The 20,110-nt window shown below is 67.8% G+C and carries 22 protein-coding genes; 3 read left to right on the top strand and 19 right to left on the bottom strand.

Annotated features, from left to right (window positions below):
- Positions 1-40 precede the first annotated feature (40 nt).
- From AC1RVW_RS15535 to AC1RVW_RS15590, 12 genes are all read right to left on the bottom strand, one after another.
- Entirely contained in the window at positions 41-772 is a 732-nt protein-coding gene (locus AC1RVW_RS15535; protein ID WP_081266386.1) for an ABC transporter ATP-binding protein, read from the bottom strand.
- The gene (locus AC1RVW_RS15540; protein WP_285412255.1) at positions 769-2,679 is read right to left on the bottom strand and encodes a branched-chain amino acid ABC transporter ATP-binding protein/permease; all 1,911 of its coding nucleotides are present in this window, start codon (positions 2,677-2,679) and stop codon (positions 769-771) included. Before AC1RVW_RS15540 ends, AC1RVW_RS15535 begins: the two co-directional genes overlap by 4 nt.
- Complete coding sequence (locus AC1RVW_RS15545) at positions 2,676-3,704, bottom strand: branched-chain amino acid ABC transporter permease (RefSeq protein ID WP_493200933.1); 1,029 nt, start codon at positions 3,702-3,704, stop codon at positions 2,676-2,678. Before AC1RVW_RS15545 ends, AC1RVW_RS15540 begins: the two co-directional genes overlap by 4 nt.
- 137 nt (positions 3,705-3,841) lie before the next feature.
- A complete protein-coding gene (locus AC1RVW_RS15550; protein WP_493200935.1) occupies positions 3,842-4,987 on the bottom strand; it encodes an ABC transporter substrate-binding protein in 1,146 nt (381 codons plus the stop codon).
- A 47-nt stretch (positions 4,988-5,034) separates the two neighbouring features.
- On the bottom strand, positions 5,035-6,120 hold the full coding sequence (paaE, locus tag AC1RVW_RS15555) for a 1,2-phenylacetyl-CoA epoxidase subunit PaaE (protein WP_081265688.1): 1,086 nt from the start codon (positions 6,118-6,120) through the stop codon (positions 5,035-5,037).
- A 15-nt stretch (positions 6,121-6,135) separates the two neighbouring features.
- Positions 6,136-6,660, bottom strand: a complete 525-nt coding sequence (gene paaD, locus AC1RVW_RS15560) for a 1,2-phenylacetyl-CoA epoxidase subunit PaaD (protein WP_493200936.1) — start codon at positions 6,658-6,660, stop codon at positions 6,136-6,138.
- Positions 6,660-7,439: a 1,2-phenylacetyl-CoA epoxidase subunit PaaC gene (gene paaC / locus AC1RVW_RS15565; RefSeq protein ID WP_493200938.1), complete on the bottom strand. Its 780-nt coding sequence runs from the start codon at positions 7,437-7,439 to the stop codon at positions 6,660-6,662. The genes paaD and paaC overlap by 1 nt, the downstream gene beginning before the upstream one ends.
- 14 nt (positions 7,440-7,453) lie before the next feature.
- Positions 7,454-7,750, bottom strand: coding sequence for a 1,2-phenylacetyl-CoA epoxidase subunit PaaB (paaB, locus tag AC1RVW_RS15570; RefSeq protein ID WP_081265691.1), 297 nt, complete (start codon positions 7,748-7,750; stop codon positions 7,454-7,456).
- Positions 7,747-8,757, bottom strand: a complete 1,011-nt coding sequence (gene paaA, locus AC1RVW_RS15575; RefSeq protein ID WP_081265692.1) for a 1,2-phenylacetyl-CoA epoxidase subunit PaaA — start codon at positions 8,755-8,757, stop codon at positions 7,747-7,749. The genes paaB and paaA overlap by 4 nt, the downstream gene beginning before the upstream one ends.
- 39 nt (positions 8,758-8,796) lie before the next feature.
- Positions 8,797-10,110 carry a phenylacetate--CoA ligase PaaK gene (gene paaK, locus AC1RVW_RS15580; protein WP_106935491.1) on the bottom strand — a complete coding sequence of 438 codons (1,314 nt, stop codon included), beginning with the start codon at positions 10,108-10,110 and terminating at the stop codon, positions 8,797-8,799.
- 15 nt (positions 10,111-10,125) lie between these two features.
- Positions 10,126-10,569, bottom strand: coding sequence for a hydroxyphenylacetyl-CoA thioesterase PaaI (gene paaI, locus AC1RVW_RS15585; protein WP_106935490.1), 444 nt, complete (start codon positions 10,567-10,569; stop codon positions 10,126-10,128).
- Between the two features lie 2 nt (positions 10,570-10,571).
- Positions 10,572-11,375 (bottom strand): enoyl-CoA hydratase-related protein, encoded by an 804-nt coding sequence (locus tag AC1RVW_RS15590; RefSeq protein WP_493200942.1) that lies wholly within the window; start codon positions 11,373-11,375, stop codon positions 10,572-10,574.
- A 149-nt stretch (positions 11,376-11,524) separates the two neighbouring features.
- On the opposite strand from AC1RVW_RS15590, the gene AC1RVW_RS15595 reads away from it, so the two are divergent.
- Complete coding sequence (locus AC1RVW_RS15595; protein ID WP_205367873.1) at positions 11,525-12,127, top strand: phenylacetic acid degradation protein PaaY; 603 nt, start codon at positions 11,525-11,527, stop codon at positions 12,125-12,127.
- A 64-nt stretch (positions 12,128-12,191) separates the two neighbouring features.
- The gene (locus AC1RVW_RS15600; RefSeq protein WP_106935487.1) at positions 12,192-12,812 is read left to right on the top strand and encodes a TetR/AcrR family transcriptional regulator; all 621 of its coding nucleotides are present in this window, start codon (positions 12,192-12,194) and stop codon (positions 12,810-12,812) included.
- Positions 12,813-12,878: 66 nt separating this feature from the next.
- Here AC1RVW_RS15600 and AC1RVW_RS15605 read toward each other — a convergent pair whose 3' ends face one another.
- On the bottom strand, positions 12,879-13,262 hold the full coding sequence (locus AC1RVW_RS15605) for a nuclear transport factor 2 family protein (protein ID WP_493200945.1): 384 nt from the start codon (positions 13,260-13,262) through the stop codon (positions 12,879-12,881).
- 113 nt (positions 13,263-13,375) lie between these two features.
- On the opposite strand from AC1RVW_RS15605, the gene AC1RVW_RS15610 reads away from it, so the two are divergent.
- Entirely contained in the window at positions 13,376-14,314 is a 939-nt protein-coding gene (locus AC1RVW_RS15610; RefSeq protein ID WP_081265699.1) for a LysR family transcriptional regulator, read from the top strand.
- A gap of 104 nt (positions 14,315-14,418) precedes the next feature.
- On the opposite strand, the gene AC1RVW_RS15615 is transcribed toward AC1RVW_RS15610, so the two are convergent.
- The 6 genes from AC1RVW_RS15615 to AC1RVW_RS15640 form a co-directional block, all read right to left on the bottom strand.
- Positions 14,419-15,327: an amino acid ABC transporter substrate-binding protein gene (locus AC1RVW_RS15615; RefSeq protein WP_493200948.1), complete on the bottom strand. Its 909-nt coding sequence runs from the start codon at positions 15,325-15,327 to the stop codon at positions 14,419-14,421.
- Positions 15,328-15,336: 9 nt separating this feature from the next.
- The gene (locus tag AC1RVW_RS15620) at positions 15,337-15,714 is read right to left on the bottom strand and encodes a VOC family protein (RefSeq protein WP_409196338.1); all 378 of its coding nucleotides are present in this window, start codon (positions 15,712-15,714) and stop codon (positions 15,337-15,339) included.
- 263 nt (positions 15,715-15,977) lie between these two features.
- Positions 15,978-17,015, bottom strand: coding sequence for a VWA domain-containing protein (locus AC1RVW_RS15625; protein ID WP_081265702.1), 1,038 nt, complete (start codon positions 17,013-17,015; stop codon positions 15,978-15,980).
- Positions 17,012-18,001: a DUF58 domain-containing protein gene (locus AC1RVW_RS15630; RefSeq protein WP_081265703.1), complete on the bottom strand. Its 990-nt coding sequence runs from the start codon at positions 17,999-18,001 to the stop codon at positions 17,012-17,014. Before AC1RVW_RS15630 ends, AC1RVW_RS15625 begins: the two co-directional genes overlap by 4 nt.
- Positions 17,982-18,995: an AAA family ATPase gene (locus AC1RVW_RS15635; protein WP_493200951.1), complete on the bottom strand. Its 1,014-nt coding sequence runs from the start codon at positions 18,993-18,995 to the stop codon at positions 17,982-17,984. The genes AC1RVW_RS15630 and AC1RVW_RS15635 overlap by 20 nt, the downstream gene beginning before the upstream one ends.
- Before the next feature lie 48 nt (positions 18,996-19,043).
- Complete coding sequence (locus AC1RVW_RS15640; protein ID WP_493200953.1) at positions 19,044-20,054, bottom strand: S1C family serine protease; 1,011 nt, start codon at positions 20,052-20,054, stop codon at positions 19,044-19,046.
- Between the last annotated feature and the right edge of the window lie 56 nt (positions 20,055-20,110).

Below are 20,110 nucleotides of genomic sequence, written 5' to 3' on the forward strand. Positions count from 1 at the left end.
CACCCCAACCCTCCCCCGGTAGGGGAGGAAGAAAAACCGTTCAATCCTTCTTGCCGATACCCAGGTAGGTATCAATGATCCGCTGGTCATGCAGCAGGTCGCGCGCCTTGCCTTCGAGCGCCACGGCGCCCATCTCCAGCACATAGGCGCGGTCGGCCACCTGCAGCGCGGCGCGTGCGTTCTGCTCCACCAGCAGCACCGACACCCCGTGGCTCCGCAACTGCGACACCACGCGCAGCACTTCGCGCACCACCAGCGGCGCCAAGCCCAGCGAGGGCTCGTCGAGCATCAGCAGGCGCGGGCGCGCCATCAGCGCGCGGCCGATGGCCAGCATCTGGCGTTCGCCGCCCGAGAGCGTGGAGGCCATCTGAGGGCGGCGTTCCTTCAGGCGCGGGAAGATCTCGAAGATCTCGTCCATGCGCGCGCGCTGGTCGCGCTTGCCCTTGCGCCACTGGTAGAAGCCGCCGAGCAGCAGGTTGTCTTCGACCGACATCTCTCCGAACAGCTCGCGCCGCTCGGGCACCAACGCCACGCCGCGCGCCACCATGGTCTCGACGCCGGGGCGCGCGATGCGCTCGCCGTCCAGCATCAGCTGGCCGGTCGATTGCAGCAGCCCCATGGCCGCGCACAGCAGCGTGGTCTTGCCGGCGCCGTTGGGGCCGATCACCGTGACGATCTCGCCTTCGTTCACCTGCAGGCGCACGCCGTGCACCGCTTCCACGGTGCGGTAGGCGACGCAGAAGTCTTCCAGTTGAAGAATGGGATGGCTCATCGTGCGTCTTCCAGCAATTCGTCGTCGGCGCCGCCCAGGTAGGCTTCGAGCACGCGCGGGTTGGCCTGCACTTCGGCGGGCGTGCCGGTGGCGATGACGGTGCCGAACTCGAGCACCGTGATGCGGTCGGCCAGGTTCATCACGAACTCCATGTCATGCTCCACCACCAGGATGCCGAGGCCTTCGGCGCGCAGCTGGCTCAGCAGCTCGGAGAGCGCGCGCTTTTCCAGGTGGCGTAGGCCGGCGGCGGGTTCGTCGAGCAGCAGCACCGAAGGCTGGGCGGCGAGCGCGCGGGCAATTTCGACCACGCGCTGCTGGCCGAGGGAGAGCGATGCGGCGGGGGTCTCGGCATGCGCGCCGAGGCCGCATCGGTCGATGTGCTTGCGGGCTTCGGCCATCAGCGCGGCTTCTTCGGCGCGGTCCAGGCGCAGCATGGCCGCGAGCCAGCCGCGCTTCGCACGCAGGTGGGCGCCGAGCGCGACGTTCTCGGCCACGCTGCGCTGCCCCAGCAGGCGCACGTGCTGGAAGGTGCGGCCCAGGCCCAGCGCGGCAAAGGCGCGCGAAGGCTTGCCCGACATCGGCTGGCCCACCAGGCGCACTTCGCCCGTGGTCGGGTCGTCCACGCCCGAGATCATGTTGAAGAAGGTGCTCTTGCCGGCGCCGTTGGGGCCGATCAGCGCATGCACCTCGCCGGCCTTCAGCGTCATCGAGATGTCGTTGTTGGCCACCAGGCCGCCGAAGCGCTTGCTCACGCCGTCGGCCTGCAGCAGCAGGGTGCCGGCGGCGGGCACCGCGCGCTGCGCGAGCGGTTCCATCGTCGACGCGGCGGGACCGGCGCCGGCGGCGCGCGGCACTTCGCGCACCCAGCGGCGCGACAGCCGCGCCAGCGTGGGCCACAGGCCGTCGGCAAAGCGCTGCAGCACGAACAGCATCAAGAGGCCGAACACCACCACCTCGAAGTTGCCGCTGGTGCCCAGCAGCGCGGGCAGCACGTCCTGCAGCTTCTCCTTGAGCAGCGTGATCAGCGTGGCGCCGAGCACCGCGCCCCACAGGTGGCCCGCGCCGCCCACCACCGCCATGAACAGCATCTCGATGCCGATGTTGAGGTTGAAAGGCGTGGGGTTCACGAAGCGCTGCATGTGCGCATAGAGCCAGCCCGAGATGGCCGCGAGCAGGGCCGCCAGCACGAACAGCTTGATGCGGTGGCGCGCGGTGTCCACGCCCATCGACTCGGCCATCAGCCGGCCGCCCTTGAGCGCGCGGATGGCGCGGCCCTCGCGCGAGTCGAGCAGGTTGTGCATGGCCCACAGCGCGAGCAGCAGCACGGCCCAGATCACCACGCCCAGCATGCGCGGCGTGGCGAAGGAGACGCCCGCCACCACCAGCGGCGGAACGCCGGTGATGCCGGTCTGGCCGCCGAGGAATTCCATGTTGCCGAGCAGGAAGTACAGGCTCAGGCCCCAGGCGATGGTGCACAGCGGCAGGTAGTGGCCCGAAAGCTTGAGCGTGACTGCGCCGAGGGCCCAGGCCAGCGCGAAGGTCAGCACCAGCCCCAGCAGCAGGCCGAGCCAGGGCACCAGCGCCGAGCCCGCGAGGCCGCCGAGCCAGCCGGCGGCCGTGGGCGAAGTGCAGATCCAGGCCGTGGCATACGCGCCCATGCCGACGAAGGCAGCCTGGCCGAAGGAGGTCATGCCGCCCACCCCGGTCAGCAGCACCAGGCCCACCGCCACCAGGGCGTAGAGGCCGATGTTGCTGAGCACCGAGACGGTGAACTCGGGCAGCCAGCCCCAGGCCAGCGCGAGCGCGACGATGAAGACCAGCGTGAGCACGCGCGGCGTCACCAGCGGGCGGCCCTCGGGCGCCGCGTTCGCGGCGGTGGAAGCGGTGGTCGACGGAGACGGGTTCATTCCTCGTCCTCCACATGATGGCTGTTGAGCGAGCGCCACAGCAGCACCGGAATGATCAGGGTGAAGACCAGCACTTCCTTGTATGCGCTGGCCCAGAAGGAAGAGAAGGCTTCGAGCAGGCCGACCAGCAGCGCGCCCGCGAGCGCCAGCGGATAGCTCGCGAGCCCGCCGACGATGGCGGCCACGAAGCCCTTCAGGCCGATCAGGAAGCCGGTGTCGTAGTAGACCGTGGTGATGGGCGCGATCAACAGCCCCGAGATGGCGCCGATGACGGCGGCCAGCGCGAAGCTCAGGTCGCCCGACAGTTCGGTGGGAATGCCCGACAGCCGTGCGCCCACGCGGTTGATGGCGGTGGCGCGCAGCGCCTTGCCGATCATCGAGCGGCCGAAGAACCAGAACATGGCGATCACCAGCACCAGCGTGACGCCGACCACCACCAGCGACTGTCCGTTGACCGGAATGCCGCCGAGGTCGAAGCGCGCCTCGGAGAACGCGCTGGTGCGCGAACCCTCGGCACCGAAGAAGAAGAGCCCCAGGCCGACCAGCACGCCGTGCAGCGCCACCGAGACGATCAGCAGCATCAGCACGCTGGCGTCGGCCAGCGGGCGATAGGCGACGCGGTAGAGCAGCGGGCCCAGCGGCGCGATCAGCACCAGCGTGGCGAGCGACTGCATCGCGAGCGACGTGGGCTTCAGGCCCAGTATCAGCACGGCGGCCACGGCCGGGAAGCCCACGCACCAGGTCAGCGCCGAGCGCCAGTCGACGACGGCACCGCGCTTCCAGCGCCATGCTTCCACCACCAGCACGATCACCGCCAGCGCCAGCAGCAGCCACAGCGTGGAAGGCGCGCGGCCGCCCTGCAGCGCGGCCATGGAGAGCGCACCGAAGGCGACGAACTCGCCCTGCGGGATGAAGATCACGCGCGTGACCGAAAACACCAGCACCAGCGCGAGCGCCATCAGTCCGTAGACCGCGCCGTTCACGATGCCGTCCTGCCCCAGCAACAGGGCAATCTGCAAATCCATAAAACAACCTTCGGGCGTCGCCCGTGACTCAGTTCAGGAACACCGAGGAACCGGCTTTGCCGGGCCTCAGGTGTTGCCCCCGGCAGGGGGTGGGAGAAGCGACACGAAGTGCGCGGAGCCTGGGGGTGAGCCCAGGATCAGGGTTGATACTTCCAGGCGCCGTTCTCGATCTTCACCATCACGCGCGCACGCTGGTCCAGGCCCAGGTGGTCCTGCGCGGTCATGTTGAACACGCCGTGCGCGCCGGACACATCCTTGGTCTGCTCCAGCGCGTCGCGCAGCGCCGCACGGAATTCGGGCGTGCCGGGCTGCGCCTTCTTCAGCGCGGCCGGCACGGCCGAGCTCATCAGCAGGCCGGCGTCCCAGGCGTGCGCGCCGAAGGTCGAGACCGAGCCCTTGCCGTAGGCGGCTTCATACGCAGCCACATAGGCGAGCGCGGACTTCTTCACCGGGTTGCTGGCCGGCAGCTGGTCGGCCACCAGCACCGGGCCGGCGGGCAGGAAGGTGCCTTCCACGTCCTTGCCGCCCACGCGCAGGAAGTCGGCGTTGGCCACGCCGTGGGTCTGGTACATCTTGCCGCCGTAGCCGCGTTCCTTCAGCGTCTTCTGCGGCAGCGCGGCCGGCGTGCCGGAGCCGGCCACCAGCACCGCGTCGGGCTTGGCGGCCATGATCTTCAGGGCCTGGCCGGTCACCGAGGTGTCGGTGCGGGCATAGCGCTCGTTGGCCACGACCTTGATCTTCTTCAGGTCGGCGGCCTTGGCGAATTCCTGCGACCAGCCTTCGCCGTAGGCGTCGGAGAAGCCGATGAAGGCGACGGTCTTCACGCCGTTGGCGGCCATGTGCTCGGCGATGGCCAGGGACATCATGATGTCGTTCTGCGGCGTCTTGAACACCCACTTCTTCTTGGCGTCCATCGGCTCGATGATGCGCGCCGACGCGGCCACCGAGATCATCGGCGTCTGCGCTTCGCTGGCCACGTCGATCATGGCGAGCGAGGCCGGCGTGGTGGTCGAGCCCAGGATCACGTCGACCTTGTTCTCGGCGATGAGCTTGCGCGTGTTGTTGACGGCCGCGGTGGTGTCGGAGGCGTCGTCCAGCACGATGTAGTTGATCTTCTGCCCGCCGATCGTCTTGGGCATCAGCGAGATGGTGTTCTTCTCGGGGATGCCCAGCGATGCTGCCGGGCCGGTGGCCGAGATGGTGACGCCGACATTGACGTCGGCCCACGAGGCGGCGGCGGTGGCGCACAGCGCTGCGATCAGCAGGGGCTTGAAGAATTTCATTTGGACTTGTCTCCGGGTTGAAAAATTGTTGAGGACTGAAGTATCTATCACCGCTCGTCGAAGGAGAGCGTGACGCATTCGGTGAGGGGGTGCGCCTGGCAGGTCAGCACGAAACCCGCGGCCACCTCATTCTTGTCGAGAGCGAAGTTGCGCTCCATTCGGACTTCCCCGTCCACCAGCTTGGCGCGGCATGTGCCGCACACGCCCGACGTGCAGGAGAACGGCACTTCCAGCCCCGCCGCCGAAGCCGCGTCGAGGATGCTGGGCTGGCCTTCGGTGAAGGTGATCTCGCGCTGCAGGCCGTCGCGCACGATGGTGATGCGCGACTGCTTGGCGTCGCCCGGCTGGGCCTCGTGCACCACCGCGCCCACCTGCGTGGCCGAGGGCAGCGCCACGCCGAAGCGCTCGATGTGGATGCGTTCCTCGGGCACGCCGGCCGCGAGCAGCGCGGCCTCCGCCTCGTCGTTCATCTGGAACGGGCCGCACACGTACACATGGTCGATCTGCGCTGCAGGCACCACGCTGTGCAGGAATTCGCCGATCTTCTCGCGGTTCATCACGCCGAAGCCCAGGGGCGAATCGGTGTGCTCGTCGGAGAACACGTGCTGCAGCACCAGCCGGGTCATGTAGCGGTTCTTCAGGTCCTCGATTTCTTCCTTGAACATCGTGGACTGCAGCTGGCGGTTGCCGTAGATCAGCGTGAAGCGGCTCGCGGGCTCGCGCGCCAGCACCGTCTTCATGATCGACAGGATCGGCGTGATGCCGCTGCCGCCCGCGATGCCGACGTGGTGCCGCGCCGAGGCCGGCTCGATGGGCACGAAGAAGCGGCCCTGCGGCGCCATCACCTGCAGGGTGTCGCCGGGCTGCAGGCTGGCGTTGATCCAGTTGGAGAACACGCCGCCGCGCACCTTGCGCACGCCGACGCGCAGCTCGCCGTCGTCGAGGCCGGCGCAGATCGAATAGGAGCGGCGCAGGTCCTGGCCGTCGATGTCCTTGCGAAGCGTGAGGTACTGGCCTTGCGTGAAGCCGAACACTTCCTGCAGGTCGGTGGGGACTTCGAAGGACACGATGACGGCCTCGGCCGTATCGGGCTCGATGGCCTTCACGCGCAGGGGATGGAAGAGGGTGCTCATCGCGGGGTTGCTTTTCTAGATCGGCTTGAAGTGTTCGAACGGCTCCTTGCACGCCATGCAGCGGTACAGGGCCTTGCAGGCGGTGGAGCCGAATGCGGAGAGGCGCTCGGTGCGCTCGCTCGCGCAGCGCGGGCAGGCGATGCGCTCGCCGGCGATGCGGCCGAAGAGCTTGATCGGCATGGCGGTGTTGGCCGCGGTTTCCGGGGTGAGGTGGGCGGGTGGCGCGATGCCGTAGGCCTTGAGCTTGGCGCGGCCTTCCTCGCTGATCCAGTCGCTCGTCCATGCGGGCGCGCGGCGCAGCGTGGCGCGTGCGCGGCCCAGGCCGGCCTGCTCGACGGCGGCCAGCACGTCGTGCTCGATGGCTTCGGTGGCGGGGCAGCCGGAGTAGGTGGGCGTGAGCACGATCTCCAGGCCGTCTTCGTGCGCGATCACCTCGCGCACGATGCCCAGGTCGCAGACCGACACGGCCGGCACCTCGGGGTCGGGCACCGTGTGGAGCACGGCCCACGCCGCATCGACGCGCGACGCCAGCGCGTTCATCACCACACGCCTCCGGGGAAGCTGCGCTGCAGGTGCTGCATCTCGGCCAGGATGTAGCCCATGTGCTCGCTGTGCACACCGTGCTTGCCGGTACTGCGGAAGGCGGCTTCCTTGGGCATGGCGAGGCCGGCGGCATCCAGCACCTGTTGCATGTCGGCGAGCCAGGGCTCGCGCAGTTCGCTCCAGGCCGGGCCGAGGCCGCTGGCGCTGGCTTCGGCATCCACGGCGTCGCTCTCGAACAGCTCGGGCACGTAGAGCCAGAGCTGCTTCAGCGCTTTCTCCGTGCGGTGGCGCGATTCTTCCGTGCCGTCGCCCAGGCGCACGACCCAGTCGCCCGAGTGCTGTTGGTGGTAACGCGCTTCCTTCACCGCCTTGCCGGCGATGGCGGCCACCTCGGCGTCGCTCGATGCGGCCAGGCGCTGCCACAGCAGCTTGAGCAGCGTCGACACCATGGTGTTGCGCACCACGGCAAAGGCGAAGTCGCCGCGCGGCAGCTCGGCGATGGTGAGGTTGAAGTAGTCGCGCTCCTCGCGCAGGTAGGCGAGCTGGTCTTCGTCATGCTCGCGGCCGGCGCCTTCCAGCTTGCCGGCGTGGGTGAGCAGCGCCCGGGCCTGGCCGACGAGGTCGAGCGCGATGTTGGCCATCGCGATGTCTTCTTCCAGCACGGGCGCGTGGCCGCACCACTCGCCCAGGCGCTGTGCCAGCACGAGGCAGGTGTCGCCGATGCGCAGCAGGTATTGCACGGCGGGCGTGCGGTTCAGTTCGATCGATGCTTGCATGGTCCTGGCCCTGCTCACATGTGGTCGACCGACTTGGGCAGCGCGTAGAAGGTCGGGTGGCGGTAGACCTTGTCTTCCGCCGGGTCGAAGAACATGTCCTTGTCGCCCGGGTCGCTGGCCACGATCTGCTCGGAGCGCACCACCCAGATGCTGCTGCCTTCCTGGCGGCGGGTGTACACGTCGCGCGCCATCTGGATCGCCATCTTCGAATCGGCCGCGTGCAGGCTGCCGCAGTGCTTGTGGTCGAGGCCGGCCTTGCTGCGCACGAAAACTTCCCACAGGGGCCATTCTTGTTTCTGTTCGACGGTCATGCCGCCTCCTTCATCGGTTGCTTGTTGGCATGGGCCATCGCGGCTTCGCGCACCCATGCGCCTTCTTCCCAGGCGTCGACGCGGGCCTGCAGCCGCTCGCGGTTGCAGGGGCCGTCGCCGCCGATCACGCGCCAGAACTCGCTCCAGTCGATGGCGCCGAAGTCGTGCGCCTGGCGCTCCTCGTTCCACTTCAGGTCGGGGTCGGGCAGGGTCACGCCGAGGATGCGCGCCTGCTCCACCGTGGCGTCGACGAACTTCTGGCGCAGCTCGTCGTTGCTGAAGCGCTTGATGCCCCAGCGCATCGACTGCGCGCTGTTGGGCGACTGGTCGTCCGGCGGGCCGAACATCATGATCGAGGGCCACCACCAGCGGTTGACCGCGTCCTGCACCATGGCCTTCTGCGCGTCGGTGCCGTGGGTCATCATGGTGAGCAGGGCTTCATAGCCCTGGCGCTGGTGGAAGCTTTCCTCGCGGCAGATGCGGATCATGGCGCGCGCATACGGCGCATACGAGCAGCGGCAGATCGGCACCTGGTTCATGATGGCGGCGCCATCGACCAGCCAGCCGATGGTGCCCATGTCGGCCCAGGTGAGCGTGGGGTAGTTGAAGATCGAGCTGTACTTGGCCTTGCCGCTGTGCAGCGCGTCGAACATCTGGTCGCGCGAGGTGCCCAGCGTCTCCGCCGCGGCATACAGGTAGAGGCCGTGGCCGCCTTCGTCCTGCACCTTGGCCAGCAGGATGGCCTTGCGCTTGAGCGTGGGCGCGCGGCTGATCCAGTTGCCCTCGGGCAGCATGCCGACGATTTCCGAGTGCGCATGCTGGCTGATCTGCCGCACCAGCGTCTTGCGGTAGTGCTCGGGCATCCAGTCTTTCGCCTCGATGAAGTCGCCGGCGTCGATGTGGGCGTCGAAGCGCTCCTCGAGCCGCATCTCTTCGGCGGAGCGCACGGCCTTCTGCTTGCCGTCGCCTGCGTCCTTGCCCATGGTGTCCATTGCCTGGGTGTACATGTGCGTGTCCTTTGGAAAGAGGGTTGAAGCGGCGCGCGTTCAGCGCGGCCGGGTGTCGAACACGCGCCGGGCCTTGCCGGTCTGCGTGCGTTCGATGGAGTCGGGGTCGAACACGCGCACCGTGGTCGAGATGCCGACCAGCGTCTTCACGCGGTCCTGCACCCAGCTCGCGATGGCCTTGCGTTCGCTCTCGTCGATGCTCGTGCGCGGCTGCAGCTCGCAGTGCACCTCGACCTCGTCGAGCAGCCCGTCGCGGCGCACGTGCACCTGGTAGAGGCCCGACAGGCGCTCGTGCGCGAGCACGATCTCCTCCACCTGCGTGGGAAAGACGTTGACGCCGCGGATGATCATCATGTCGTCGCTGCGCCCGACGATCTTGCCCATGCGGCGGAACGCGCGCGAGGTGGGCGGCAGCAGCCGCGTGAGGTCGCGCGTGCGGTAGCGCACGATGGGCATGGCCTCCTTGCTCAGCGAGGTGAAGACCAGTTCGCCTTCTTCGCCGTCGGCCTTCAGCTCGCCGGTCTCGGGGTCGATGATCTCGGGGTAGAAGTGGTCTTCCCAGATCACGGGGCCGTCCTTGCTCTCCACGCATTCGCTGGCAACGCCTGGGCCCATCACTTCACTGAGGCCGTAGATGTCGACCGCGTCGATGCCGGCCTTGGCCTCGATGTCGCGGCGCATGGCTTCGGTCCACGGCTCGGCGCCGAAGATGCCGATCTTGAGCGAGCTGTCTTTCGCGTCGAGGCCCTGGCGCTCGAACTGCTCGATGATCACCTGCATGTAGCTGGGCGTGACCATGATGATGTCGGGCTTGAAGTCCTGGATGAGCTGCACCTGCTTCTCGGTCTGGCCGCCCGACATCGGGATGACGGTGCAGCCCGCGCGCTCGGCGCCGTAGTGCGCGCCCAGGCCGCCGGTGAACAGGCCGTAGCCGTAGGACACGTGGATCATGTCGCCGGCACGCCCGCCGGCCGCTCGGATGGAACGCGCGACCAGGTCTGCCCAGGTGTCGATGTCGTTCTTCGTGTAGCCCACCACGGTCGGCTTGCCGGTGGTGCCCGACGAGGCATGGATGCGCGCCACCTGCGTGCGCGGCACGGCGAACATGCCGAACGGGTAGTTGTCGCGCAGGTCGCTCTTCACCGTGAACGGAAACTTCGACAGGTCGGCCAGCGACTTCAGGTCGCCCGGGTGCACGCCCTTGGCGTCGAAAGCCTTGCGGTAGTGCGGCACGTTGTCGTACGCGCGCTGCAGCGTGGCGCGCAGGCGGGTCAGCTGCAGTGCCGCGATCTCGTCGCGGCTGGCGGTTTCGATGGGGTCGAGTTCGCCGGGGGCGGGGTGTCTGGCTGTCATGGTCTGGATGTCTCCTCAGGCAGCGACGGCGGGGCGGCCCTTGGCCGTGTAGGAGCGGCCGCGGAACATCGCGATGCGCTCGCCGCGCTGGTTGGTGATTTCGGTGTCGTACACGCCGGTGCGGCCGGCCTTCGACACTTCGTGGCAGCGCGCGGTGAGCAGGTCGCCCTCGCGCGCCGGGGCGATGAAGTCGATGGAAAAGCCCGAGGCCACGGTCAGCTCGTTGTACGAGTTGCAGGCGAAGGCGAAGGTGGAGTCGGCCAGCGTGGCCATGAAGCCGCCGTGGCAGGTGGCATGGCCGTTGAGCATTTCGGAGCGCACGCGCATCTCGATCGTGGCCTGGCCGGGGCCGACCTCGACGATGCGCATGCCCAGGCCCTTGGTGGCGTTGTCGTTGGCGAACATGCCGTCGCGGACGTATTCGGCCGTCTGCTGCGGCGTGCGTTGTGTGTCGGTCATGCTCAGCGGTCCTTGAAGACGGGCGCGCGCTTGGCGCGGAAGGCCTCGACGCCTTCGCGGTAGTCGTCGGCGTTGCCCAGGTCGCGCTGGACGCGGGCTTCTTCGGCGAGGGCGGCGTCCAGGTCCATGTCCTGCGCGGCGGCCATGGCCTGGCGGGTGGCGACGAGGGCGCGGGTGGGCATGCCCGCCAGCTTCGTGGCGAGCGCGGCGGCTGTTTCGGCCAGGGCCGCGTCGTCCACGCACTGCCAGATCAGGCCGATGCGCGCGGCTTCCTCGGCGGGCAGCTTGTCGCCGAGCATCGCGATGCCCAGCGCGCGGGCCGAGCCGACGAGGCGCGGCAGCAGCCAGGTGCCGCCCGTGTCGGGCACGAGGCCGATCTTGGTGAAGGCCTGGATGAAGCTGGCCGAACGGCCCGCCACCACGAGGTCGCAGCACAGCGCCAGGTTGGCGCCCGCGCCGGCGGCCACGCCGTTGACGGCGGCAACCACCGGCACCGGCATCGAGCGCAGGCGCGCGACGAGCGGGGCGTAGTAGCTGGAGATGACATGGCCCAGGTCCTTGGGCGCGGCACCGGGGGTGTGGTCGGGCGCGACCGACGGGTCGGCCAGGTCTTGCCCCGCGCAGAAGGCGCGGCCGGCGCCGGTGAGCACCACGCAGCGCACGCCCTCGTCGTTCGCCGCCGCTTCGAGGGCGGCCATCAGCTCGGCATGCAGCCCGGTGGTGAAGCTGTTGAGCGCCGCGGGGCGGTTCAGGCTCAGCGTGCGCACCGCGCCCGCGTTGCTCATGAGTACCAAAGGCTCAGTCATTGCGTGTCTCTTTCGTCCTTCGTGGGAGGCGGCCTGGCGTGCAAACACTATTGACCGACCGTTCGGTTGATTTTAGGATCGACCTCGATTCCGACACAAGCGGGGTCGCTTCAGGGCAAACCCTGAGACCCGAAGACCAAGGAGACCGAATGCCCAGCTATTCCATCGACGGCGTGATCCCGGTCGTCGATCCGAGCGCCTACGTGCACCCCACGGCCGTGCTGATCGGCGACGTGATCGTCGGCCCCAACTGCTATGTGGGCCCCTGCGCCAGCCTGCGCGGCGACTTCGGCCGCATCGTGCTGGAGGAGGGCTCGAACGTGCAGGACCACTGCTGCGTGCACGGCTTTCCCGACAACGACACGGTGATCGAGGCCAACGGCCACATCGGCCACGGCGCGATCCTGCACAGCTGCATCGTGCGGCGCGACGCGCTGGTGGGCATGAACGCGGTGGTCATGGACGAGGCCGAGATCGGCGAGAAAGCCATCGTCGCGGCCTGCGCCTTCGTGCCGGCCGGCATGAAGGTGCCGGCGCGCTCGCTGGTGGCGGGCATCCCGGCCAAGGTGAAGCGCGAGCTGACCGAGGACGAGATCGCCTGGAAGCTGGAAGGCACGCAGACCTACCAGGCCCTCACGGTACGCAGCCTCGCCAGCCTGCACGAGGTGGCGCCGCTCGCCCGGGTGGAGCAGGGCAGGCCGCGCCTGCCGGCCACCGACGTGCGCTCGCTCATCGCGACCAGGCGCGGCTGATCTCGATCGCGCTTCGTGCAAGATCGCGCGTTGTTCCAACAGCCCAACCCAGGAAACCGACCCGATGCCGCGTGGAAGATCCGCCACCTACGACGACCAGCGTGAACTGATCCTCGCGCAGGCCGCGCAACTGTTCGCGCGCAGCGGCTACCCCGCCACCTCGATGAACCAGGTGGCAGAGGCCTGCGGCCTCTCGAAGGCCACGCTCTACCACTACTACAAGGACAAGAGCAGCCTGCTGATCAGCATCGCCGAGACGCACGTGTCCAAGCTCGCGGCCCTGGTGGCCGAGGAAGAAGCCTCGACGCAGACCGACGAAGAGCGCCTGCGCCGCTTCATCTACCGCATCGTCGAGGAATACGCCGGCGCGCAGGACGCGCACCGCGTGCTGACCGACGACGTGCGTTTTCTCGAAGAGGCCGACCGCGAGCGCGTGCTCGACAAGGAGCGCGAGGTGGTCGCGGGCTTTGCGCGCGCAGTCTCGGCATTGCGCCCCGGCGCGCCGAGCGACGACCTCGCCAAGCCGCTGACCATGCTGCTGTTCGGCATGATCAACTGGATGTTCACCTGGATGAAGCCCGACGGCCGGCTCGACCACGCGGCCATCGCGCCGATCGTGGCCGATCTGTTCCTGGGCGGCATCGGGGCGGTCAAGACGCCGCAGATCACGAAGAACACGCGCTGAAGCATCCGTGGCCTTCCACGGTTCGGCGCTTCTGCACGAACACGCCGTCGCGATCGCTGGCAGTACTCAGGGCGCGACGTGCGTGTGGTAGATCTTGCTGACCACGGTCCACTTGCCGTCGAACTTCAGCAGATTGAAGAAGTCGGTGAAGCAGAAGCCCGAAATGTCGTTGGTGTCGATGCGGGCGCTGGCGGCGGTGCCCACGATGTCGATGCCGACGATCACGCCCTGTGCTTCGGGCGACGGGCGGAAGGCGCTGTCGATGGTGTCGAACAACCCCTGGATCGGGCCGCCCGTCAACTGGCCATCGGCCCCGACGCCAAAGATGGTCGCCTGCTCGCTGAAGGCCGGTTTCATGATGCTGCTGCTGGCCTGCTTGCCGCCTTCGTTGTACTTCTGCAGCACTTCGGCGATGGCCTTGTATTCCTGGACGTAGATGGGATTGCTCATGGTTTTCCTGGTTGAGGTTGGAGAGCGTTGGGCTCCGTCATTCGTTGCGTTGTATTGAACGATTCATTCGATGAATCATTGACCTCTTCATCGATATTTGAGATGCTCGTGCGGTGATTGGCGAACTCAAGACCTTCATCGCGGTGTGCAAGCACGGCACCTTCGCGGCAGCGGGGGACCGCATCGGTCTTACCCAATCCGCGGTGAGCAGCCAGATCAAGCGGCTGGAAGAGGCCTTGGGTTTCGAACTGTTCGATCGAACCGGGCGCTCCGCCACCTTGAACGTTGCGGGGCAGACGACCCTGCCGCGCGCCGAAGAGATCTGCGCGCTGTTCGCAAAACTCGGGGAGCTGCCCGAGGACAATGCCACCAGAGGATTGCTGCGCATAGGCTCGATCGCTTCGGCCCAGCCCACGTTGCTGGCACGCGCGCTCGAAAAGCTCCGCAAGGCCTTTCCACTGGTACGCGTGCATGTGTCGCCGGGCGTTTCGATGCGCTTGATGGATGACCTCGATGCGGGAAAGATCGATGCGGCGGTCATCATCCGCCCACCTTTCGGCCTGCCTTCCGATCTGACGTGGCAGGCGCTGATTCACGAGCCTTATGTGCTGGTGGTACCCAAGGCCTTGCCCGTGACGAAGGACTGGCGCGCGCTGATTCAGCAGCAGCCGTTCCTTCGGTATGACCGGGCTTCTTTCGGCGGCCGCATGGTCGAGGGATTTCTCCGCCGCGAGGCGGTCTCGGTCAACGATGCGATCGAGATCGATGAGATTCCCGGATTGATCCACCTTGCTTCCAAGGGCCTGGGGGTCGCGCTGGTTCCGCTGGTCGAAGCGCACCTTCCCCTGCCTTCCGGAGTCCGTGTCGTTTCGCTCGGGGAGTTCACCTTCTACCGCGAGATCGGCCTGCTGCAACGCAAGCCGCGGGTCAGTCCACCGATCGTGGCGCATTTTGCAGAGCACCTGCGGGAGGCCGCCGATGCGCAGCCGGGCAACCCGCTGCTGCCCACGCGCGGCCGCGCGGGAAAGTCGGGCCGCCTGCGCAAGCCGTAGCCGTGCACCTGGACCAGGCACCCGGGCGGATGGCCGTCCCGCGTGGCGCAAGATGGATGCAGTGCGCGAGGCGGCAACGCGTCGTCTGGGGGCAATGGGGCGCATCAGCGTGCCTCGTAAGCCTCCAGCGGCTTGTCCGACGGAGCGGCCCAGGCGGCCTTGGTCATGGCGTTGGCCGGCAGCCCCACCCTGGCGCCATTGGGAGGGATGGGCTGCATGAACCACTTGTCGTAGATGCGTGAGACTTCGCCACTCCTGGCGAGTGCCAGGATGCTGTCGTCGACCATCTTCTTGAATGCCGGGTCGCCCTTGCGGAACATGATTGCAATGGGCTCGACACTGAAGACCTGATCCAGGAGCCTGTACTTTTCCGGTTCCTTGCTCCTGGAAATCAACGTGGCCAGAATCTGGCCGTCTGCGATGAAGCCCTCGGCGCGGCCACCTTCAAGAAGCAGGAAGCCTTCGCTGTTGTCCTTGGACAGCACTTCGGATACGCCCGCCACGCCGTCGCGCCCGAGCCTTCGCAGCGCTTGCACGGACGTGCTGCCGGTGGTGGCCGCGACCGTCTTGCCGGCCAGCTGCGCAGGTGATGCGATGCCCGAGTTCGTCTTGACGGCGATTCGGATGCCCTCGACATACAACGTGGGCGCGAACGCGACGTCCTTCTGCCGCGCTGCATTGTTGGTGGTCGTCCCGCATTCGATATCCACCGTGCCGTTCTGTACGAGGGGGATTCGGTTCTGCGGTGTCACGAGCTGGTACTTCACGTCGATCTTGTCGAGGTGCAGCGCCTTCCTGATGTCGGCGATGACTCGCTCGCAGATCTCCACATGAAAGCCTGTGTACTTTCCGGGGCCCAGCGTGAAAGACATGGCGCCCGAAGCATCGCGCACGCCCATGGTGATGGAGCTCGACTCCTTGATCTTGCCCAAGGTGTCGGACTGGGCCGAAGCAGAAGCGCAGGCGACCAGTATGGCAGCCAATGCCACCGATTTCGTGTTGCTCGTGGGCATGGCGGGCTTTCAGCGTGCGAACAGCGAGCTCAGGTCGGCAAAGGACTTCATCTCGATCGCGTTGCCCGAGGGGTCGAGAAAGAACATCGTGGCCTGTTCGCCGGGCTCTCCCTTGAAGCGCACGTAAGGTTCGATCACGAACTGTGTCTGACGCGCCACCAGCTTGTCGGCCATGCGCTGCCATTGATCCATCGGCAGGATCGCGCCGAAGTGACGTACCGGCACGTCGTGGCCGTCCACGGCGCTGCTCTGCCGATGACCGCATTCGTCCGGGGCCAGGTGGGCCACGATCTGATGGCCGTAGAAGTCGAAGTCGACCCATTCCGGCGCGCTGCGGCCCTCGGGGCAACCGAGCAGTTCGCCGTAGAACGCTCGAGCTTCGGCAATGTCGCGGACAGGAAACGCCAGATGGAACGGGATGCGGGTGGTCGCGGTGGACATGAAAGTTTCGCCAGTCAGAGTTGAACCGGGCGCAACTTTAAGGAGAGACTTCAATGATCGAAAGTGATTTATTTTCTTGCTGAGCAGCACGAAAATCGATCATTGAAGGCCAGTCTGGCCACCTTCGCCAGGCTCGCGAACCGGGCGCGAGTGCGAAACCGCTGCGGTCGCGGCGGTCGTGTCCGATTACCGCCGGATGACTCCGGACGCTAGAGGATGCGGTTGAACCAGAGCAGCGACAGCCCCGCCGACAGCAGCGTCAGCACCGCCGCGCCGAGCGCGAACAGCGCCGAGATCTCGGTTTCCTTCTTCTCCACGGTGAGCTTGGTGCTCAGCGTTTCGTAGACCTTCTTCAGGTCGCTCGCCGTGCCGGCGTAGAAGTACTCGGCATTGGTCTTCTGCGCGATGGCCTTGAGCGTGTCCTCGTCGAGGCGCACGCGCATCGACCAGCCCTCGAAGCCGATGGTCTCGCCGTCGACGGTGCCCACGCCCACGGTGTAGATGCGCACGCCGCGGTCGGCCGCGGCCTTGGCTGCGTCGAGCGGATCGACGCCGGTGGTGCGCTGGCCATCGGTCAGCATGATGATCGCGGCCGAGGTGAACGAGCCGGGCGCCACGGGCGTGAAGTCCTTGAGCTTCTTCTCCGACGAGTCGATGGCCGCGCCGCGCTGGCGGCTCGGCGCGCTGAACTGCTCCACGTCCAGGCCGGCGTCGGGGAACAGCGTGGCCAGCGACACCACGATGGCATTTCCGGTGGCCGTGGCGCGCTGCAGCTGGAAGCTGTCGATGGCGGTCACCAGGTCTTCATGGTTGGTGGTCGGCAACTGTGCCACCTGCGCGCTGCCGGCGAAGGCCACCACGCCCACCTTCACGCTGCGCGGCAGGTCCTTGATGAAGCTCTTGGCCGCCTCCTGCGCCGCCACCAGCCGGTTGGGCAGCACGTCGGCCGCGCGCATGCTGCCCGACACGTCCATCGCGAGGATGATGGTCTGCTGGTTCGACGGCAGCACCACCACCGCCATCGGCCGGGCCGCGGCGATCAGCATCGCGGCCATGGCCAGCAGGAACAGCGCGGGCGGAATATGGCGGCGCATCGTCTGGCCCGCGCCCATGGCCTCGCGCACGATCGACAGGCTGGCATAGCGCACCGCCAGCTTCTTCTTGCGGCGTATCAGCCAGACGTAGAGCAGCACCAGCAGCGGCAGCGCCGCCAGCAGCCAGAGGAATTGAGGCCAGAGAAAAGTCATGCTGCCACCGCCTTCATGCCTGCGAGGCCGATGCGCGTGCGGCGCTTGCGCATATCGGCGAAACGGACGATGGCTTCCACCAGGTCGTCGCTGGTCGAGAGTTCGAGCGCGTCGACGCCGGCCTTGGCCAGCGCGCCGCGCAAGGCGGCTTCGCGCTCGGCCGCGATGCGGGCGAAGCGCTTGCGAAAGCCCGCGTCGTGGGTGTCGACCCAGAGCTGCTCGCCGGTCTCGGCGTCGCGCAGCGGCACCAGGCCCAGGTCCGGCAGCTCGAGTTCGAGCGGGTCGAACAGGCGCACGGCAACCACTTCATGGCGCTGCGCCAGCTGGCCCAGCGGGCGTTCCCAGCCGGGCTCGCTCAGGAAGTCGGACACCACGAACACGGTGGAGCGGCGCGGCATCAGCGTGGCGGCCGACTTGAGCAGGGTGTCCAGCCGAGTCATGCCCTTCTGCCGGGGCGTGTGCTCCGCCTTGTCGGCACGCTTGTCCATCGCATGCAGCAGGTGCAGCACATGGCGGCGCCCGCTGCGCGGCGGAATCACCGCTTCGAGGTCGCTGCCGTAGACCAGCGCGCCGACCCGGTTGCCGTGCCGGGTGAGCAGCCGCGCGAGCACGCCGACGAAGCCGGCCGAGATCTCGCGCTTGGCCTTCAGGCCCGAGCCGAAGTCGACCGAGCGGCTCAGGTCGAGCACGAACCACGCGGTCATCTCGCGGTCTTCGGTGAACACGCGCACATGCGGCGTCTGCAGCCGCGCGGTGACGTTCCAGTCGATGTGGCGAACGTCGTCGTGGTGCTGGTACTCGCGCAGGTCGGCCAGGTCGAGCCCGGCCCCGCGCATCAGCGTGCGGTAGTCGCCCTGCAGCAGGCCGTCGAGGCGGCGGATCACCGTCCACTCGAGCCGGCGCAGCGCGCGTTCAGCCCCGCCGGCTTCAGCGGCGAGCCGTTCGTCGTTCGCGGCCGCAGGGGCCTTACGCCACCAGCTTTTCATGTTCGAGCGGCTTGGGTGGGGCGGGGACCGCGCGCATGATCTTGTCGACCAGCCCGTCGGGCGTCAGGCCTTCGGACAGGCCTTCGTAGGACAGCGTCACGCGGTGGCGCAGCACGTCGGGCACCAGCGCGGTCATGTCCTCGGGCAGCGCGTAGCTGCGGCCGCGCAGCAGCGCCAGGGCGCGCGCGCCTTCGGTCAGGCTGATGCTGGCGCGCGGGCTGGCGCCGAAGGTGATGAAGCGGCGCAGGTCCTTCAGGCCGTGCTTCTCGGGCGTGCGCGTGGCCGACACCAGCTTCACCGCGTACTGGATCAGCGAAGGGTCGACATACACGCGCCGCGCCTCGGCCTGCAGCTCGGCCAGTTGCTCGGTGGTGGCGACGGGCGTGGCCGTCACCGGCGCGCCGATCACGCGCTGGACGATGACGAATTCTTCCTCGTCGCTCGGGTAGTCGACCATGACCTTCATCATGAAGCGATCGACCTGCGCCTCGGGCAGCGCGTAGGTGCCTTCGGTCTCGATGGGGTTCTGCGTGGCCATCACCAGGAACGGTCGCGGCACCTTGTGGGTTTCGCCGGCGATGGTCACCTGCCGCTCCTGCATCACTTCGAGCAGCGCGCTCTGCACCTTGGCCGGCGCGCGGTTGATTTCGTCGGCCAGCAGCAGGTTGGCGAACACCGGGCCCAGCGAAGTGCTGAATTCGCCGGTCTTCTGGTTGTAGATGCGCGTGCCCACCAGGTCGGCCGGCACCAGGTCGGGCGTGAACTGGATGCGCTTGAACTGGCCGCGCACGGTGTCGGCCAGCGTCTTGATGGTGAGCGTCTTCGCGAGGCCCGGCACGCCTTCCACCAGCAGGTGCCCGCCCGCGAGCATGGCGACCATGACGCGCTCCAGGAAGCGGTCCTGCCCGACGACCACGCGCTTCACCTCGTAGAGGATCTGCTCCATCAGTTCGGCGGTGCCGGCGGGCGTGGGGGCGGCTGTCTCTGTGCTCATGCGAAGGGCTTTCGAAGAAGTAGAGGCTGGGTCTGGCTAGAAGATCGTTCAGAACGGCGGCGAACCGGCGGCCGAGGCGGCGTTCTCGATGGGCACCGCGAAGCCGATGCCGATGAAGGTGCGCTGCTGCGTCGGGTTCAGGATGGCGGTGACGATGCCGAGCACCTCGCCGTCCATGTTGATGAGCGGGCCGCCCGAATTGCCGGGGTTGGCGGCGGCGTCGAACTGGATCAGGTTGCCCAGCTCCTGCTTGCCCTCGGGCGAGCGGAAAGAGCGCTTGAGCCCCGACACCACGCCGGCCGACACCGAAGGCCCGATGCCGAACGGGAAGCCCACCGCGGCCACCTGGTCGCCGGAGCGCAGGTCGGCGGTGGAGCGCATGGTGGCGGGAATCAGGTCGTCGGGCACCTTCTGCGCCTGCAGCACCGCGAGGTCGTTCTCGGGCTGCACGCCGGTGATGGTGGCCACGGCTTCCAGGCCGTCGAAGAAGGTGACCTTGATCTTGTCGGCGCCCGCGACCACGTGCAGGTTGGTGAGGATGACGCCCTTGTCGACGATCACCACGCCGGTGCCCACGCCGCGCTCGACCTCGCCCGACGGGCCGCCGTCGTTGGGTGCTTCCGGCGGCTTGCCCTTGGCCATGTTGCGCCCGCGCTTCTGGACCTTGGCTTCCGGCGTGTTCTTCTCCTCGCCGTAGCTCACCACCCGCACCACCGACGGCCGGATGATGTCGGCCGCCTTGGCGGCGGGCGAGGGCAGGGTGTTGGTCTGCAGCGTGCGCAGCACGGCCGCGTCGATGTCTTTCTGGGTGAGCGCCTTGCCGCCGGGCCGGGGCGCCCACAGCGCGGTGCCGGTGACGAAGGCGGCGCACAGCACGATGAGCAGCGCGAAGCTGCGGCGCCCTGGCTGCCAGCCCGTCCTGGGGGGCTTGGAGGCGACAGGCGGCGGTGCGGCGCCGTCCGCTTCGGACGATGCCGATGCATCCGCCCGATCGGCCGCATCGTCTGCGGCCGGTGGCAGCGTGCGGGGCGATCGGCTGTAGAAAGCAGGCCTGCGCATCGGAGCACCTCCGGCAAAAAATATCGCGTGAAGGAGTTCACAGTAGCACGCTTTCC

The sequence above is a fragment of the Variovorax sp. MPBD4-3 genome (assembly GCF_058809745.1).